The 16025-nt window shown below is 67.1% G+C and carries 16 protein-coding genes and 1 riboswitch; of the genes, 3 read left to right on the top strand and 13 right to left on the bottom strand.

Annotated elements, in window-relative coordinates:
- Positions 1-17 precede the first annotated feature (17 nt).
- Together BLQ70_RS15375 and BLQ70_RS15370 are read left to right on the top strand one after the other, a co-directional pair.
- Complete coding sequence (locus BLQ70_RS15375) at positions 18-341, top strand: hypothetical protein (RefSeq protein WP_139163560.1); 324 nt, start codon at positions 18-20, stop codon at positions 339-341.
- A gap of 11 nt (positions 342-352) precedes the next feature.
- Entirely contained in the window at positions 353-742 is a 390-nt protein-coding gene (locus BLQ70_RS15370; protein WP_091858189.1) for a c-type cytochrome, read from the top strand.
- Between the two features lie 47 nt (positions 743-789).
- On the opposite strand, the gene BLQ70_RS15365 is transcribed toward BLQ70_RS15370, so the two are convergent.
- The 13 genes from BLQ70_RS15365 to BLQ70_RS15305 all read right to left on the bottom strand — a co-directional run bounded on the left by BLQ70_RS15365 (position 790) and on the right by BLQ70_RS15305 (position 14030).
- Positions 790-1461, bottom strand: coding sequence for a beta/alpha barrel domain-containing protein (locus BLQ70_RS15365; RefSeq protein WP_091858186.1), 672 nt, complete (start codon positions 1459-1461; stop codon positions 790-792).
- A 76-nt stretch (positions 1462-1537) separates the two neighbouring features.
- Positions 1538-2305, bottom strand: coding sequence for an SDR family oxidoreductase (locus BLQ70_RS15360; RefSeq protein WP_091858182.1), 768 nt, complete (start codon positions 2303-2305; stop codon positions 1538-1540).
- Positions 2302-3294, bottom strand: a complete 993-nt coding sequence (locus tag BLQ70_RS15355) for an ABC transporter substrate-binding protein (RefSeq protein ID WP_091858179.1) — start codon at positions 3292-3294, stop codon at positions 2302-2304. Before BLQ70_RS15355 ends, BLQ70_RS15360 begins: the two co-directional genes overlap by 4 nt.
- A gap of 5 nt (positions 3295-3299) precedes the next feature.
- Positions 3300-4049, bottom strand: coding sequence for an ABC transporter permease (locus tag BLQ70_RS15350; protein WP_091858176.1), 750 nt, complete (start codon positions 4047-4049; stop codon positions 3300-3302).
- Positions 4046-4837 carry an ABC transporter ATP-binding protein gene (locus tag BLQ70_RS15345; RefSeq protein ID WP_091858173.1) on the bottom strand — a complete coding sequence of 264 codons (792 nt, stop codon included), beginning with the start codon at positions 4835-4837 and terminating at the stop codon, positions 4046-4048. Before BLQ70_RS15345 ends, BLQ70_RS15350 begins: the two co-directional genes overlap by 4 nt.
- On the bottom strand, positions 4827-6275 hold the full coding sequence (locus tag BLQ70_RS15340) for an acyl-CoA reductase (RefSeq protein ID WP_091858170.1): 1449 nt from the start codon (positions 6273-6275) through the stop codon (positions 4827-4829). The genes BLQ70_RS15345 and BLQ70_RS15340 overlap by 11 nt, the downstream gene beginning before the upstream one ends.
- Before the next feature lie 5 nt (positions 6276-6280).
- The gene (locus tag BLQ70_RS15335; protein WP_091858168.1) at positions 6281-7357 is read right to left on the bottom strand and encodes a LuxE/PaaK family acyltransferase; all 1077 of its coding nucleotides are present in this window, start codon (positions 7355-7357) and stop codon (positions 6281-6283) included.
- An 86-nt stretch (positions 7358-7443) separates the two neighbouring features.
- Positions 7444-7574: riboswitch (TPP riboswitch) on the bottom strand.
- 93 nt (positions 7575-7667) lie between these two features.
- The gene (gene rfbA, locus BLQ70_RS15330; RefSeq protein ID WP_091858165.1) at positions 7668-8543 is read right to left on the bottom strand and encodes a glucose-1-phosphate thymidylyltransferase RfbA; all 876 of its coding nucleotides are present in this window, start codon (positions 8541-8543) and stop codon (positions 7668-7670) included.
- Positions 8544-8545: 2 nt separating this feature from the next.
- On the bottom strand, positions 8546-9451 hold the full coding sequence (gene rfbD, locus BLQ70_RS15325; protein ID WP_091858162.1) for a dTDP-4-dehydrorhamnose reductase: 906 nt from the start codon (positions 9449-9451) through the stop codon (positions 8546-8548).
- Positions 9451-10008, bottom strand: coding sequence for a dTDP-4-dehydrorhamnose 3,5-epimerase (gene rfbC, locus BLQ70_RS15320; protein WP_091858159.1), 558 nt, complete (start codon positions 10006-10008; stop codon positions 9451-9453). The genes rfbD and rfbC overlap by 1 nt, the downstream gene beginning before the upstream one ends.
- A gap of 12 nt (positions 10009-10020) precedes the next feature.
- A complete protein-coding gene (gene rfbB / locus BLQ70_RS15315) occupies positions 10021-11076 on the bottom strand; it encodes a dTDP-glucose 4,6-dehydratase (protein ID WP_091858155.1) in 1056 nt (351 codons plus the stop codon).
- A 237-nt stretch (positions 11077-11313) separates the two neighbouring features.
- Positions 11314-12522, bottom strand: coding sequence for a 3-oxoadipyl-CoA thiolase (pcaF, locus tag BLQ70_RS15310; protein WP_091858153.1), 1209 nt, complete (start codon positions 12520-12522; stop codon positions 11314-11316).
- A gap of 89 nt (positions 12523-12611) precedes the next feature.
- The gene (locus tag BLQ70_RS15305; protein ID WP_091858150.1) at positions 12612-14030 is read right to left on the bottom strand and encodes a phosphohexomutase domain-containing protein; all 1419 of its coding nucleotides are present in this window, start codon (positions 14028-14030) and stop codon (positions 12612-12614) included.
- A gap of 309 nt (positions 14031-14339) precedes the next feature.
- Between BLQ70_RS15305 and BLQ70_RS15300 the strand changes: the two genes are divergently transcribed.
- Positions 14340-15686 carry a UDP-glucose dehydrogenase family protein gene (locus BLQ70_RS15300; protein WP_091858148.1) on the top strand — a complete coding sequence of 449 codons (1347 nt, stop codon included), beginning with the start codon at positions 14340-14342 and terminating at the stop codon, positions 15684-15686.
- Positions 15687-16025: the final 339 nt, after the last annotated feature.

Genomic DNA, 16025 nt, shown 5'->3' with positions numbered 1-16025 from the left:
TCGCGCAATCGCTTCGGATGGCCGCTCTCGCGGCCATCCTCCTCGCCCCCTCCTTGAGCTTCGCGCAGGAGGAGACCGCCGAGACGCTGCCCGATTTCCCCGGCCGCGAAGAGACCTTCGGCTACTGCATCGCCTGCCATTCGATGACGGTTGTCGGCCGGCAGGGCATGGATCGCGCCCGCTGGGACGAGACGCTCAACTGGATGGCGGAAAAGCATGGCATGCCGGAACCTGATCCGGAGATGCGCAAGACCCTGCTCGATTATCTCGCCCAGGCCTTCCCGCCGAAGGCGCCGGCCCAGAACGGTGGCTGGGTCAATCCGTTCGCTCCGAAGCCATAGGATATCTCGTGATGAAATTCGCAGTCCTCGCCGGCGCCGCCCTGTTGGCGGCCGCCGTCCAGCCAGCCCGTGCCCAGGATGCCGCTGCCGGCGAGAAGGTCTTTGCCCAGTGCCGCGCCTGCCATCAGGTCGGCGAAGCCGCCAAGAATCTGGTCGGGCCGGCCCTCAACGGCGTCATCGGCCAGAAGGCCGGCGCGCATGAAGGCTATAGCTACAGCGCGGCGATGAAGGCCTCGGGCCTGGTCTGGGACGAGGCGACCTTCGCCGAATACATCCAGAACCCGCGCGCCAAGGTCGCTGGCACGAAGATGATCTATGCCGGTCTCAAGGACGAGAAGCGCGTCGCCGACCTGCTGGCCTATCTCAAGCAGTTCGACGCCGCCGGCAAGAAGGCTGAGTGACGACGTTCCGGTGCCGGATCTCGTGAAATGGTTCGGCTGCAGCCTGTTCAGAGGCAGGCGGCGATGGCATCGAGCTGCGCCCGCAAGGCCGGGCCGGAGGCGGGAAAACGGCCTTCCAGCGCGGCCGTGCCGATGGTGAAGCCGGCGGCTCGGCAGCGATGGATCGCTGCGATCTGCTCGGGACGCTCGATCGAGCCGGCGACGAGGACGGGCTTGTCCGTCGCAGCGCAGACCGCCGCGATCAGCGCTTCCGCATCCGTATTCGAGCGGTAGGCCAGCAGATCGAGCCCATCGACGCCGTCCCGGTTGGCAATGGCACGGGCGCTGCCGGCGATCTCGGCGACGGAGCCTTCCAGAATGCTCGGGTGCCCTGAAACCCGTCCGGCAAAGGGGTAGTAGCGGATGCCGGTGCCGCGCAGCAGCGGCAGCACGTCCTCGACATGGGTTCCGCCGAGCAGGTTGTCGACACCGAGATCGATGGCCGCTCTCACCGAGGCGATTTCACTGACGCGATCGAGCGAGACGACTTCGAGATAGCTCGTTGCGCCGCCGGCCTTGATCAGGCGGTGGACGGTCCGGAGTTCGGCGAAGGGCAGGCCGATATCCTTGAAGCCGATATGGCGGATGCCGGCCGCCAGCGCGGTCGCGACATGGTCGATGGCGTCCGGCACCGTCCGGTCATGGCGCGTGAGCATGAAGATGAAGTCGAGCCGGGTCATGGCTTCCTCACGGAGCTGAGCCTTCAGGCATGCCACAGGTTTCGAGCGGAGAGGAGACCGGCTCCTCGCCCTCTGCTCAGGCCATCACCAGCCCGCCATCGACATGGAGCACCTGCCCGGTGACGAAGCGGCCCCAGTCGCTGGCGAGGAAGAGCACCGGGCCAGCGACATCCTCCGGCGTCGCGATGCGGCGCAAGGGCGTCTGCGCGATCAGCATCTCCCGCACCTCTTCCGGGGTCGTCGCACTCGCCTGCGTCGGATAGACCAGCCCCGGCGCGACGCAGTTGACACGGATACCGAGCGGGCCGAGCTCGGCCGCGAGATTGCGGCTGAAGCCGACAAGAGCGGCCTTGGCGGTGGTGTAGTCGTGATAGGGAATGCTCGGTCGCGTCACCAGATCGCTGGCGAGATTGACGATGGCCCCGCCGCTGCGGCGCTGGAGCAGCGGCAGCATCGCGCGGCTCACCGTATAGGCTGCCTTCACCGCGCCCTCGAATTGCTGTTCGTAGGCCTCCCAGGGCGTCTGCCAGAAGCGGGTGCGGTTGTCCGGGTCGAAGCGATAGGGCGCGAAGGCGTTGTTGACGACGACGTCGAGCCGCCCGACCTCCTCCGCGATGCGCGTCGCCATGGCCGCGACCGGATCAGTGGACGTGACGTCTGCCGCGATCGCCAGCGCCTCGCCGCCGAGCGCGCGGCATTCCGCGACGACAGCCTCGGCCGCCGCCTCGTTCGTCCGGTAGTTGACGATGACGATCCCGCCCTCGGTGGCGAAGGCCTTCGCGATCGCAGCCCCGATGCCGCGGCTCGCGCCGGTGACGAGGATGGCCCGGTCGCGGAATTTCATGGCGCGCCATCCTTCGCGGGGATCAGGTCGCTCTTCACGATGGCCGTCATGTCGATCTGGCGGGCGGTGAGCCCAAGGCTGCGGAAGGTGTCGGCGCCCTTCTGCAAGGCATCGAGGTCGAAGCGGCCGAGCCCTTCGCGCGCCGTCGTCGAAGAGACGCTCGACGCATTGCGCAGCTTGATGATCTCGAGGTTCACGGCCTCGTCGCGGCCGTTGATGGCACGGGTGACGGCGATGCGCGCGGCCTCTTCGGGCTTGGCGATCATCCAGGCGGCAGAATCGCGATAGGCGGCGAGGAAGCGCTTCAGCAGCGGCTTGTTCTGCTCGTAGTAGCTCTCCTTCACGACGAAGATGTCGCTCGGCAGGTTGAGCTGGTCGCGGACCTCGATGACATCAGCCTCGCCCAGCCCCTTGGCGCGGGCGACGAGCAGTCCGGTATCGGTCGCGGCGGTGGCATCGACCTGCCCCTGCATCAGCGGCGCGAAATTGAGCAGGCCGGTCGGCTGGATGGTGACGTCCTTCTGGCCGAGGCCGACCTGATGCAGCAGCACGAGCAGGTTCTGGTAGGTGCCGCTGGCGAGGCTGTAGACGCCGATGCGCTTGCCCTTGAGATCGGCCGCCGTGCGGATGCCGCTGCTCTTCAGCGCGACCACGTTGAAGACGTTCTGCGGATAGATATTGTAGATCGCGACCAGTTTCTCGCCCTTGTCGAGCGCGAGATAAAGCGCGGCCGGATCGGTGAAGGCGATGTCGGCTTGGCCCGCGAGCATGTTCTGCAAGGCCGCGCCGCCGCCGGTTCCAGGCACGTAGTCGAGCGCGATCCCCTTGGCTTTGAAGAAGCCCTTGTCCGGCTCGGCCAGGAGATTGGTGATCTCGCTGATCGGCTGGCTCCAGCCGGCGACGGTGACCTTGTCGAGCGATTGAGCCGTCGCGGGCGCCGCGACGAGGCAGGAGAGGGCAAGCATGAGGAAGGCGCGCAGCGCAGACATGGGGATCAGCCTTTCGAGAAGCGGTGCAGGACGCGACGCTCGATCAGGCGCACGGCCTCGTAGAGCAGCATTCCAAGGGCGGTGATGACGATGAAGAGCGCGAAGATCAGGCTCGAATCCATTACGCTCTGTGCGGCGATGATCGAGGCGCCGAGCCCGACGCGCCCGCCGATGAACTCGCCGACGACCGCGCCGACCAAGGCCAGCACGACCGCGACGCGCAGGCCCGCCATGATCACGGGCAGTGCCGACGGCAGCTTGAGCCGCAGCAGCGTCTGGAGGCGGCCGGCGCCGAGCATGCGGAAGAGCTCGCGCCTGGAAGCATCGACCTCGCTGATCCCCGTCAGCGTGTTCTCCATCAGCGGGAAGAAGCAGATCAGCGCGGTAATGACGACCGTCGGCGTCATGCCGAAGCCGAACCAGATGATGAAGAGCGGCCCGAGTGCGAGCTTGGGCACGAGCTGGCTTGCCAGCACATAGGGGCGCAGCAGGCGGCTGAGCGCCGGGAATTCCGCCAGCAGGATGCCGACACCAAGTCCGACGACGGCGCCGATGCCGAGACCGAGCGCCATCTCGGCGGCGGTCATCGCCAGATGCGGCCAGAGCCGGCCGGTCGCGATCTCGCTCCACAGCGTCGCGAGCACGCTGGAAGGCGCAGGCAGCACGAGCGGCGACAGGCCGCCCAGCCGGCACCAGGCTTCCCAGCCGGCGAGCAGGATGACAAGCAGCAGCAGCGAGGGCAGGCGCGCGATCATGCCGCCGGCCTCCGAATGACGGCGGCTGCTCCGTCCATGGCATAGCGTAATTCGCGGCAGGCGGCGATGAAAGCGGGCGAATAGCGCATGTCGCGATGGCGCGGGCGGGCGAGCTCGATCCGGCGCACATGCGTCACGCGGCCGGCCGCCATCACCGCGACTTTGTCGGCGAGATAGACGGCCTCGCCGATATCATGGGTGACGAAGAGCGCGGTGGTGCCATTGAGCGCGCAGAGGCGCAGCAGGTCGTCCTGCAATTCCTCGCGCGTCAGGGCATCGAGCGCAGCGAAGGGCTCGTCGAGCAGCAGCAGATCGGGATTGCCGACCAGAGCGCGGGCGACGGCGACGCGGCTCTGCTGGCCGCCGGACAGCTCGGCCGGGCGGCGCGTGGCGAAATCCGCGAGGCCGACACGCTCCAGCAGGTCGAGCGCGGCATCCTTGTCGGCGATCGTCGGGCGGCGCTTCAGCGAGGTCGGCAGCAGGACATTGTCGAGCGCGCTCAACCAGTCGAGCAGCGTCGGCGCCTGGAAGACGAAGCCGGCGTGTGGGCTCGGCCCGGCCAGTGCCTCGCCGCCGATGCGGATCGTGCCTTCGCTCGGCAGCAGCAGGCCGGCAGCGAGCTTGAGCAAGGTGGTCTTGCCGCAGCCGCTGCGGCCGAGCAGGCAATGGATCTCGCCGCGCGGGATCGTCCAGTCGATCGCATCGACAACGGCCGGGCCGGTCGCGTCATAGCGATAGCTGGTACGTTCGATCGTGACGAAATCGGTTTTGGTGGGGTCAGTCGACATAGGGCGCGAACCCCTCTGCCGCGGCTTCGGCTGATTGCTCGATCTCGGTGAAGATGACGAGATCGAGCAGGCTGAAGCGCCCGTCATGGTGCCAGCCCGCCTCCGGCGCGGTCATCCGGCCGAGCGGGGCGATACGGCTGACGCCGATTGCGCCAAGCTGTTCGGAAAGCCGGAACAGCCGCTCGGGCGAGGCTGCGATGCCGGCGGTCTGCAGGAAGCTGCGATAGGGGGCGACGAGAGCAGGGACCTCGTCGAGGCTGTCGATCGCGACCAGCTTGAGCGTGCGGTTCAGGCCGGTTGGGTTCAGGGCTTCCGGAGCCTCGACATGGACGACGCTCCAACTGTCGGATGGTTCGCCGAGAAGCTCGACGGCTCCATCCATCGCGCGTGTCTCCTGCACACCGCGCCAAGCTGCGATCGAGGCGGCTTCGCCGTGCGTCAGAGCACGGCGTGGATGACGGGAGGCGAGGGCGGCGAGTTCCTGCGCGACGTAACGGGAGAACTCTGCGGGGCTGACCTTGCCGCCGTGCTCGACGAAGAGCATCTGCGGCGAGTAGCAGCCCTGCTGCTCGTAACGGGTGACGTCATGCGCCGCGAGCCGCGCCAAGGCAGGAGTCTTGCGGCTGTCGAGCGCCTCTCGCGCGATCACGCCGAAGCCGATCTTGTGGCCATGCGGCAGGAAGCGCGTGGTGATCGGCAGCCTGGCGCGCAGTGCCGTCAGCGTCTCATTGCCGCCATAGGCCATGACGGTATCGGCCGCGCGCAGGAAGATCGGCTCGGCCGCCGCCTCGCCGCCCTTCCACCAGGTGATGGCGAGGCATTCGCCGATTTCGGGGTCGATCTCTGCGAGCAGGCTCGCGAACCAGCCCGCCGTCAGCGGCTCGGCCGAGGCGAGCTTGCCGACACCGCCGGCCTTGACCAGCAATCCGCAGATCAGGCTCCAGAGCGAGAGCGCCGGGACATTGCCGGCCCATACATGCAGCAGCAGGTCCGGCCCATGGGCGCGCAGATAGCCGCCCTTGGGCGCCGGCTGGAAACCGTCGAGCACGCCGGGATTGGCGAAATCCTCGGCAAGGAAGCGCAGGAGCTGCGGCTTGCGGAAGGTCTTGAGATAGCCGGTCAGGCCAAGGCGAACCGTCTCGCGATCATAGCCGGTGACGATCGGCAGGAGATGTTCGGCCTTGCGCCGCAGCGGGTGTGAGCGGTCGAGCAGGCGCGCGATGGCGGCATCGATCGCCGTGACGATGCGGGCTGTCTCCATCCGCTTCAGCCGGGCGCGCGCGTTGTCGCGCACGTGAGCACAGAGCGCCGCGGCCTGCACTTCGTCGAGCTCCGGCAGCGCGATGGCGACGCTCTCGCCCCAGGCGCTGTGGCTGACTTCGCGCCAGCGCAGCGCCTCACGGTTCAGGCCCGGCAGATGACCCGCATGCTCGATCACCGTCGTCAGCCTCGTGCCGCTGCGAGGAATTCGGCGACGGCGACCGAACAACCCTTCGAGGCCTCGCCATCGACCCGGCCGAGCAGCTTGAAGCCGCCGGGCACGATCTCGCCGGCATCCTCGGTCAGGATTGCCGCGACGCAGTTGAAATGGGCGAGGTCGTGATGGACGATCACGCCGCGTTGGCCTTCGGGCAGGTCGATGCCGGTGAGGGGATCGACGACGCGGCTGCGGATCCAATGCGGGCCGGATTTCACGGAGGGGCAGACGGCGTTGCCGTCGTCATAGAGCTGCGAGCTCAGCTCGGTCATCCCGTACATGTTGATGCAGGACGAGCGCGGCACGCCGAAAGCGCTAGCGAGTCCGTCATAGAACTCGTCCGGCCCGAGTTCGCGCGACTGGCCCTTGAAGCCGCCGGTATCGAGGATGCGGCTGCCTTCCGGCAGGGCGAAGCGCCGGCCGCTTGCCGCGAGCGCGTCCAGCACGGGGACGAAGGAATAGCTCGCGCCGAGCAGGGCATAGGGCTCGCCGCTTGTCTCAGCCTGCTCCAGCGCCGACAGAAGGCCGTCCAGGTCGAGCCCGGCGGCATCGATGAAGGTCTCGGAATCCGCCGTGCCGCATTCGCGCTTGGCGACCGAGAGATAGGTGGCGAGCGAGGAATTCGGCAGCTCCGCCTCGTCGGGGAAGAGGATGCCCATGCGGATGCGCTCGCGGCCCCGCATGAAGCGCGTGCGGAAATTCGCCAGCATCGAGCGCTTCCAGACGTCGAGCGTCGGATGGTAGCTGCGCCCACGAATGCCTTGCGTTGTACCGCTGGTCATGAAGACGCGTTCGGCGGCTTCCGGCGGGCTGCAGCTCAGCGTCAGGTCCTTGAAGGCGGTGATCGGCACGGCTGGGATGTCGCGCCAGCGCCGGACCGAGAGCGGCGTGCGGCCACGCTGCAGGCAGAAGCGCTTATAGGGCTCGTTGTTGCGGAACTGATAGGCGAAGACCTTGAGCGCCATCGCCTCGAACTCGGCTTCCGACGCGTCGGGAAGCGCGATGAATGCCGATAGCGCCGCGATGATCTCGGCTTGCGTCACTTGAAGCCACTCCGTTCGGACGCGCACGGCCAAGCCGGGGCGTCGATCGCTGGAGGATCACGAGCGCAAGCTGGAATCAGGGCCTCAAGGCCGCATGTCCCGCATCCCTACGCCGGTATGATCCGGATCAGGTTCGGAGGGTCACCGCGTTGCCTAAGGCTCGAAAGCCCAGCCGGCGGAATCTCAGCCTCCTAGCGAGGCCCCCCTGGGAACGGGAGCAGATGACGAGCGGCAGGCCTTGCTGTCAAGCGATAACGGAGCGGGGCGGGTATCCGTAAGGAGCTTGCCGAGAGAGCCCGGCATCTCCCGCTCAGCCGGCGATATCCCGGGCCATCCGCATGAGATACTGGCCGTAATCGCCCTTGGCGAGCTTCTCGCCGAGCCGTGTCAGCTGCGCCGTCGAGATCCAGCCTTGGCGTGCCGCGATCTCTTCGGGGCAGGCGATGCGCAGGCCCTGGCGGCTTTCGAGGGTCCGGACGAACTCGCCGGCTTCCAGCAGGCTGTCGGGTGTGCCGGTATCGAGCCAGGCGAAGCCGCGGCCCATCGATTCCACCGAGAGCTGGCCGCGCTCCAGATAGATCCGGTTGACGTCGGTGATTTCGAGCTCGCCGCGCGCCGAGGGCTTCAGCGCGCGCGCGATCTCGACCACCTCGGCATCGTAGAAGTAAAGGCCGGTGACGGCCCAGCTCGACTTGGGAACCTCGGGCTTTTCCTCGATCGAAACCGCCTTGCCGGTCTGGTCGAAGGCGACGACGCCGTACCGCTCGGGATCGCGGACATGGTAGGCGAAGACAGTGGCGCCCTGCTCGCGCGCCTTGGCTCGCGCCATCATCGCGGGCAGGGAATGGCCATAGAACAGGTTGTCGCCGAGAACGAGGGCGGAGGGCTCGCCGGCGACGAAATCGGCGCCGATCAGGTAGGCCTGCGCCAGCCCGCCGGGATGCGGCTGCTCGGCATAGGTCAGGCTCATGCCCCAGTCCGAGCCGTCGCCGAGCAGGCGCTTGAAATGCGGCAGGTCGTGCGGCGTCGAGATGATCAGGACGTCGCGGATGCCGGCGAGCATCAGCGTCGAGAGCGGGTAGTAGATCATCGGCTTGTCGTAGACGGGCAGGAGCTGCTTCGACATCGCCAGCGTCATCGGGTGCAGCCGGGTGCCGGAACCGCCGGCCAGGATGATGCCCTTCATCGTTACCTCTGGTCCTTGGCCTGATCTTCGAGAAGTCGTGCGACGCAAGGTCGGAGCGAGCTTTGCCATTCCGGCAGCCGCACCTCATGGGCGAGCGCGAGCTTGCTGCAATCGAGCCGGGAATTGGCGGGCCGGCGCGCCGGCGTCGGATAATCGGCCGTGGCGATGCGCCTGACCCTGACCGGTGCGCCGCCATGCCGTTCGCGCTCGGCGAAGATCGCCTCGGCGACATCGGCCCAGACGGCCTCGCCCGCCGCGCTCATGTGGAACACGCCGCGCAGGTCCGCATCATCCGCCCGCGCAGTCAGGTTGCGCGCCACGGTGAAGATCGCATCGGCGATGTCGAGCGCGCTGGTCGGGCATCCCGCCTGGTCGGCGACGACGCCGACCTCGTCGCGCGTTTCGGCGAGGCGCAGCATCGTCTTGACGAAGTTCTTGCCGAAGGGGCTGTAGATCCAGGCCGTGCGCAGGATGGCGTGGTTGCCGGTCGCCGCCGCGACCGCCCGCTCGCCCGCGAGCTTGCTCGCGCCATAGGCCGAGATCGGGCCGGTCGCATCGTCCTCGCGATAGGGCCGGTCGAGTGTGCCGTCGAAGACATAGTCGGTCGAAAGCTGGATCATGGGGATGCCCAGCGCCGCTGCGGCACGCGCCGCTTCGCCGGCGGCCTCGCCATTGACGCGCATGGCGAGTTCGGGCTCGCTCTCGGCCTGATCCACGGCGGTATAGGCGGCCGTGTTGACGATCACGTCGGGCCTCGCCGAACGCAGGGCCGGCGCGACCGTCTTCGGGACGGCGAGGTCGAGATCGGGCCGGCGCAGCGCGATGACCTCGACGCCGACGGGCACGCGCTCCAGCATGGCGCAGACGACCTGGCCGGTCCAACCGGTGACGGCGATGCGAAGTGTCATCAGTCGAAATACCGCAGCATCTCGGCGAGGCGCGGATGCTTGCGGTCCTTGTCGGAGAGGGTGAGGTCTGAGAGCGGCAGGCGCCAGTCGATGCCGAGCGCCGGGTCGTCGAAGGCAAGGCCGTGATCGTTCGCGGGCGCGTAAGGAGCGGTGACCTTGTAGAGTACCTCGGTATCCGGCTCGAGCGTGACGAAGCCATGGGCGAAGCCGATGGGGACGAGGAGCTGCCTCCAGTTCTCGGCGGAGAGCTCAACCGCGACATGCTTGCCGAAGCTGGGCGAGGAGGCCCGGATATCGACGGCGACATCGAGGATGCGCCCGCGCGTGACCCGCACCAGCTTGTCTTGCGCGAAAGGCGCCGACTGGAAATGCAGGCCGCGCAGCGTTCCGACCGGGGCCGACAGAGACTGATTGTCCTGAACGAAATCGAGATCGAGCCCGGCCTCGGCAAAGGCGTTGCGACTCCAGGTTTCCGAGAAGAAACCGCGATGGTCGCCGAACTTCTTCGGCGTGATGATCTTGACGGCGGGGATCGCCGTGTCTTCGACGTTCAGCATGTCTTCCCCCGCTCAGGCCGCGCCGAGGCGTTCGCCGCGATAGGTGCCGGAACGGATGTCGCCCCACCATGCCGGATTGGCGAGATACCATTCGATCGTGCGGCGCAGACCCGTCTCGAAGGTCTCCTTCGGTGTCCAGCCAAGCTCGCGGCCGATCTTGCCGGCGTCGATCGCATAGCGTGCATCATGGCCCGGTCGGTCGGTGACATAGCTGATCAGACGTTCGCGCGGACCCTTCGAGTCGGGTCGGAGTTCGTCGAGGAGGGCGCAGATCGCCTGGACCACCTCGATATTGGTCTTCTCGTTATGGCCGCCGATATTGTAGCTCTCGCCCAGCTTGCCGGTGGTCGCGACGGTAAGCAGCGCGTCGGCATGGTCGTCGACATAGAGCCAGTCGCGCACATTGAGCCCGTTGCCATAGACCGGCAGCTTCTTGCCCTCGAGCGCGTTGATGATCATCAGCGGGATCAGCTTTTCCGGGAAATGATAGGGCCCGTAATTGTTCGAGCAGTTAGTCATCACCACCGGAAGGCCATAGGTGTGGTGCCAGGCCCGGACGAGATGGTCGGAAGCGGCCTTGGAGGCCGAATAGGGCGAGTTCGGCTGATAGGCGGTGTCCTCGCGGAAGAAGCCGTCAGCACCCAGCGAACCGAAGACCTCGTCGGTCGAGATATGGTGGAAGCGGAAGCGCCCCTTGCGATCTTCCGGCAGCTCCCGGAAATGCCGTAGCGCCTCCTGAAGCAGAGTGAAGGAGCCGACGACATTTGTCTCGATGAAGGCGGCCGGCCCGTCGATCGAGCGGTCGACATGGCTCTCGGCTGCCAGATGCATGACGATATCGGGCTGGAAATCGGCGAAGATCGTCTTCATCCGCTCACTGTGGCCGATATCGGCCTGTTCGAACCGGTAGCGGTTGCTGCCGGAGACCGGCTCCAGCGAGGCGAGGTTGCCGGCATAGGTCAGCTTGTCGACGACGCAGACCTCGTGCTCCGTCTCGCCGATCAGCTTGCGCACCACCGCCGAGCCGATGAAGCCGGCGCCGCCGGTCACGAGAAATCTCAGAGGCATAAGAGGTAATCCTGGCGGCCGTGATCGCGAAGGTGCGGAGAATGAGCGGACGAGGCGCACGCGCCCGGATCGGCGGTTCTGGCCGTCGGTCTCAACTCATACCCCCCTTTCACCCTGCGGCCCTATCATGAACTGCCTTTGCGCGACAGCGAAACGCCCGAACCGCGGCGAAACAAAGGCCCCTTATGGTTAGGGGCCGGAGCCTGCGGTTCGGGAAAAAACCGGCCGTGACGGCGCCTACGCCCGCTCCAGCGCCACTGCGATGCCCTGGCCGACGCCGATGCACATGGTGGCGAGCGCGCGCCTCTTGCCGGTCAGGGACAGTTCGAGCGCGGCCGTGCCGGTGATGCGGGCACCGGACATGCCGAGCGGGTGGCCGAGCGCGATCGCACCGCCATTCGGGTTCACATGCGCCCCGTCCTCGGCGATGCCGAGTTCGCGCAGCACCGCGATGCCCTGCGAGGCGAAGGCCTCGTTCAGCTCGACGATGTCGAAATCGGTGGGCTTGAGACCGAGGCGCTCGCAGAGCTTGCGCGTCGCCGGGATCGGCCCGAGGCCCATGACGCGCGGCGCGATGCCGCCGGTCGCGCCGCCGAGGACACGCGCGATCGGCGTCAGACCGTATTTCGCCGCAGCCTTCTCAGAAGCGATGATCAGCGCCGCCGCACCATCGTTGACGCCGGACGCATTCCCGGCGGTGACCGTCCCGCCTTCCTTACGGAACGGGGTGCCGAGCTTGGCGAGCTTTTCAAGCGTGGTGTCGCCGCGCGGATGCTCGTCGATCTCGACACGAACGGGATCGCCCTTGCGCTGCGGGATCAGGACCGGGACGATCTCCTTGGCGAGGCGGCCGTTCTGCTGGGCAGCGACGGCCTTGAGCTGCGAGCGCAGCGCGAAGGCATCCTGGTCGGCGCGGCTGATATGGCAGTCGGCGGCGACGTTCTCGCCGGTCTCCGGCATGGAATCGATCCCGTACTGCGCCTTCATCAGCGGATTGACGAAGCGCCAGCCGATCGTGGTGTCGTGGATCTCGGCATGGCGCGAGAAGGCGCTGTCGGCCTTGGGCATGACGAAAGGCGCGCGCGACATGCTTTCGACGCCGCCGGCAATCATCAGTTCGGCCTCGCTTGCCTTGATCGCGCGCGCGGCGGCGATGACCGCATCCATTCCCGAGCCGCAGAGCCGGTTGATCGTCGTGCCCGGCACCTCCTTGGGCAGGCCGGCGAGCAGCAGAGACATGCGCGCGACATTGCGGTTGTCCTCGCCCGCCTGGTTGGCGCAGCCGAAGATCACATCGTCCACGGCGCCGAAATCGACTTGCGGATGACGCTCGACCAGCGCCTTCAGCGGCACCGCGCCGAGATCGTCCGCCCGGACGGAGGAGAGCGAGCCGCCGAAGCGGCCGATCGGCGTGCGGACATAGGCGCAGATGAAAGCTTCGGTCATGTCACGGATCCTGCTGTCTCGAAGGCGGTTTGGTCAGGCGCGGCTTCGAATGGCTTTGCCGGTCTGGCGGATGGGCTGCAAGTCGTCACTCAGCGCGTTTGCGCCGCTGCGAAAGTGAGATTCTCGGCGAGCAGGGCTTCGGCCGCTGCCAGCGCCGGGGCCTCGACATAGACGCGCAGTTCCGGAGCGTTGCCCGAGGCCCGGAAATGCACCGTCGCGCCATTGCCGAGCGTCAGGCGCAGCCCGTCCCGGCGATCGCGCGCAGCGACCCCGCCATGGGCCGCGAAAGCCGTGTCGCGGAAGCCGGAATCCTCGGCGTCGAGCCGGGCGATCAGGGCGGTTGTCCTGTCCTGCGGGACCTCCTGCAGGCGGTTCGACAGGGCGATGGCGAAGCGGGCTTCCGCCGCAATGGCGCTCAACGGCTTTTGCGTGGCGCGCGCCAGTGCGAGTGTCGCCACGATCGGCAGCATGGCGTCGCGCGTCGGCAGGGCGGCAAGCCGCCGGCCGTCCCGCACGACCTCCGAACCGAGCAGGACGCCGCCATTCGCCTCGAAACCGATGACGGTCCTGGCACCTTCGGCCTGAGCCTGCGCCATGCCCGCGATCACATAGGGCGAGCCGACGCGGGTGCGCACGACCCTCGCGAACGATCCGGGGCGGTCCAGCGCCGAGTTCGACGTGACCGGCGTCACGATCGCATCCGCGCCGAGGAAGCGCGCGGTGAGCGCGCCGACGAGGTCGCCGCGCAGGAAGCGGCCGGTTTCGTCGGCGACCAGCGGACGGTCGGCGTCGCCATCGGTCGAGACGATCGCGTCGAGCCTGCGCTCGCCGGCCCAGCGCCGGGCCAGTTCTTCATCCTCCGGACGGAGCGCCTCGGTATCGACGGGGATGAAGCTGTCGCTGCGCCCCAGCACGATCGGCGTGGCTCCAAGCGCCGACAACACGTCGCAGATGACGTCGCGGCCGACGGAGGAATGCTGGTAGACGCCGACGATGAGGCCTTCCAGCGCGCGCCCGAAGAAATCGACATAGCGGGCGCGATAGCCGGAGACGACGTCGCGCCGCTGCGGTTCCGCCGAGACGTCCGGAGCAGCCGTCAGTGCCAGCGCTTCATGATGGGCGAGGATGCGCGCTTCGTCCGCCTTGTCGATTTCGCCCTGGGCGCGATAGAATTTCAGGCCGTTCCGGTCATCGGGGATATGACTGCCGGTCACCATCACGGCCGGGCTTCCGGCGGCCATGGCCGCCTGTGCCAGGGCAGGTGTCGGCACGGCACCGCAATCCACCGGCTCAAGCCCGGCATCGGCGATGGCTTGCGCGCATTGCGCCGCGATGAGCGGGCTCGACGATCGCAGGTCGCGGCCGACCAGGACCTCCCCGCGCGTTCCGGCCGCCCTGTCCTCCTGCAGCATGGCGCAGAAGGCGCGGACATGGGCATAGGTCGGCAGGCCGACCAGCTCCGTGACGAGGCCGCGCAGGCCGGAGGTGCCGAATTTCAGGCTGGTCATGCCGGGTGGTCCGTCGATATCAGGTTCGGGCGCATGCCTTGCCGGGTCCGCGGAGGCGCGCCCGCTTCGATGCCCTCCGAAGCGGGAATATGTCAAATTCCGGTGCCGTATCGTGGTGCAGGATAGGCTGCCTGCCGATACAGGGGCATCTGCGCAGTGGCGGTATGACCGGCCGAAAGGGCCGCCATCCCGCGGTTTCCCTGAATTGGCCGGCGAGAACCCGGTTTTGGTTTTGCAACGATTGCACTATGCCAAAGCGACAACGGCGCCTCCCGGGCTGCCGGGAGCGCTTGATACAAGGAGCAAACGATGAAGATCGTGATGGTGGGCTCGGGCTATGTCGGGCTCGTCTCCGGCGCCTGCTTTGCCGATTTCGGCCATGAGGTCGTCTGCGTCGACAAGCTGGAGAGCAAGGTTTCGGCGCTGAAGCGCGGCGAGATCCCGATCTTCGAGCCCGGCCTGTCGGAAATCGTGCGCAGCAACGCGGCGGCGGGGCGGCTGTCCTTCACGACGGATCTCGCCGGCCCGGTCGCGGGTGCGGATGCGGTCTTCATCGCGGTCGGCACGCCTTCGCGGCGCGGCGACGGCTTCGCCGACCTGTCCTATGTCTATGCCGCGACCCGCGAGATCGCCGGGGCGATCCGCGGCTATACGGTGATCGTGACCAAGTCGACGGTGCCGGTCGGCACTGGTGACGAGGTCGAGCGCATCATCCGCGAGCTCCGGCCCGATGCCGATTTCGCCGTCGTCTCCAATCCGGAATTCCTGCGCGAGGGCGCGGCGATCGAGGATTTCAAGCGGCCGGACCGTATCGTCGTCGGTACGGATGACGAGCGCGCTCGCGCCGTGATGGCCGATATCTACAGGCCGCTCTATCTCAACAACGCGCCGATCCTGAACACCGGCCGGCGCACGGCGGAACTGACGAAATACGCGGCCAACGCCTTCCTGGCGACGAAGATCACCTTCATCAACGAGATCGCCGATCTCTGCGAGCAGGTCGGCGCCAATGTCCAGGACGTTGCCCGCGGCATGGGGCTCGACAACCGTATCGGCGGCAAGTTCCTGCATGCCGGGCCGGGCTATGGTGGCTCCTGCTTCCCGAAGGACACGCTGGCGCTGATCAAGACGGCGCAGGATCACGGCACGCCTTCGCGCATCGTCGAGACGGTGGCGGCGGTGAACGAGCAGCGCAAGCGGGCGATGGGGCGCAAGGTGGTCGCGGCCTGCGGCGGCTCGGTGCGGGGCAAGACGATCGCGGTGCTCGGTCTCACCTTCAAGCCGAATACCGACGACATGCGCGATGCACCCTCGATCGCGGTGGTCACCGCCCTGATGGACGGCGGCGCCACGATCCGCGCCTATGATCCGGAAGGGATGGAGCAGGCGAAGGCTGTGCTGCCGGCGGGCGTCACCTATTGCCGCGACGCCTATGAATGCGTGGCGGGCGCCGATGCGGCGGTCATCGTGACCGAATGGAACATCTTCCGCGCACTTGACCTCGACCGGGTCAAGGCGGCCATGGTGGCGCCGGTTCTCGTCGACCTCCGCAATGTCTATCGCGCCGAGCAGGTCAGGGCCAAGGGATTCACCTATGCCGATGTCGGGCGGGGGCTCGACGCCGCATCAAGCACAGAAGCTGAAAACGCAGCTTGAGCCGGCGTGAGGCAAGGGGACACCAGCTTGGCTGTGCGTCCTCCGCGGCAGCGCGCTCCACTCCGGAGAGTGCCGCCATCACGACCCGAGTTTTGGGCGCGAAAGCCCGTGTCACGGGTCGAGGCGGCTAGCCACGATTTAAATCTGGACTCCATCGTTTCATGCCAATTCCCTGGTTGCAGGGAATTATCAGGGATTCTGCAGATGATCGGATGGAGCAAACGCCGCATTTTTGCATTAAACGCTTCATATTATGGGCGTTTCCGTCGCGGGCTCGATTATGCGAGCAGGGAATTGTTTTTGTGAGAACAGGGAGTTTGGCCCGCTCTAGGAGGGAAT

This window comes from Allobosea robiniae, from assembly GCF_900102525.1.
Lineage (GTDB): Bacteria > Pseudomonadota > Alphaproteobacteria > Rhizobiales > Beijerinckiaceae > Allobosea > Allobosea robiniae.
This window is presented reverse-complemented; position numbering and strand designations above follow the sequence as displayed.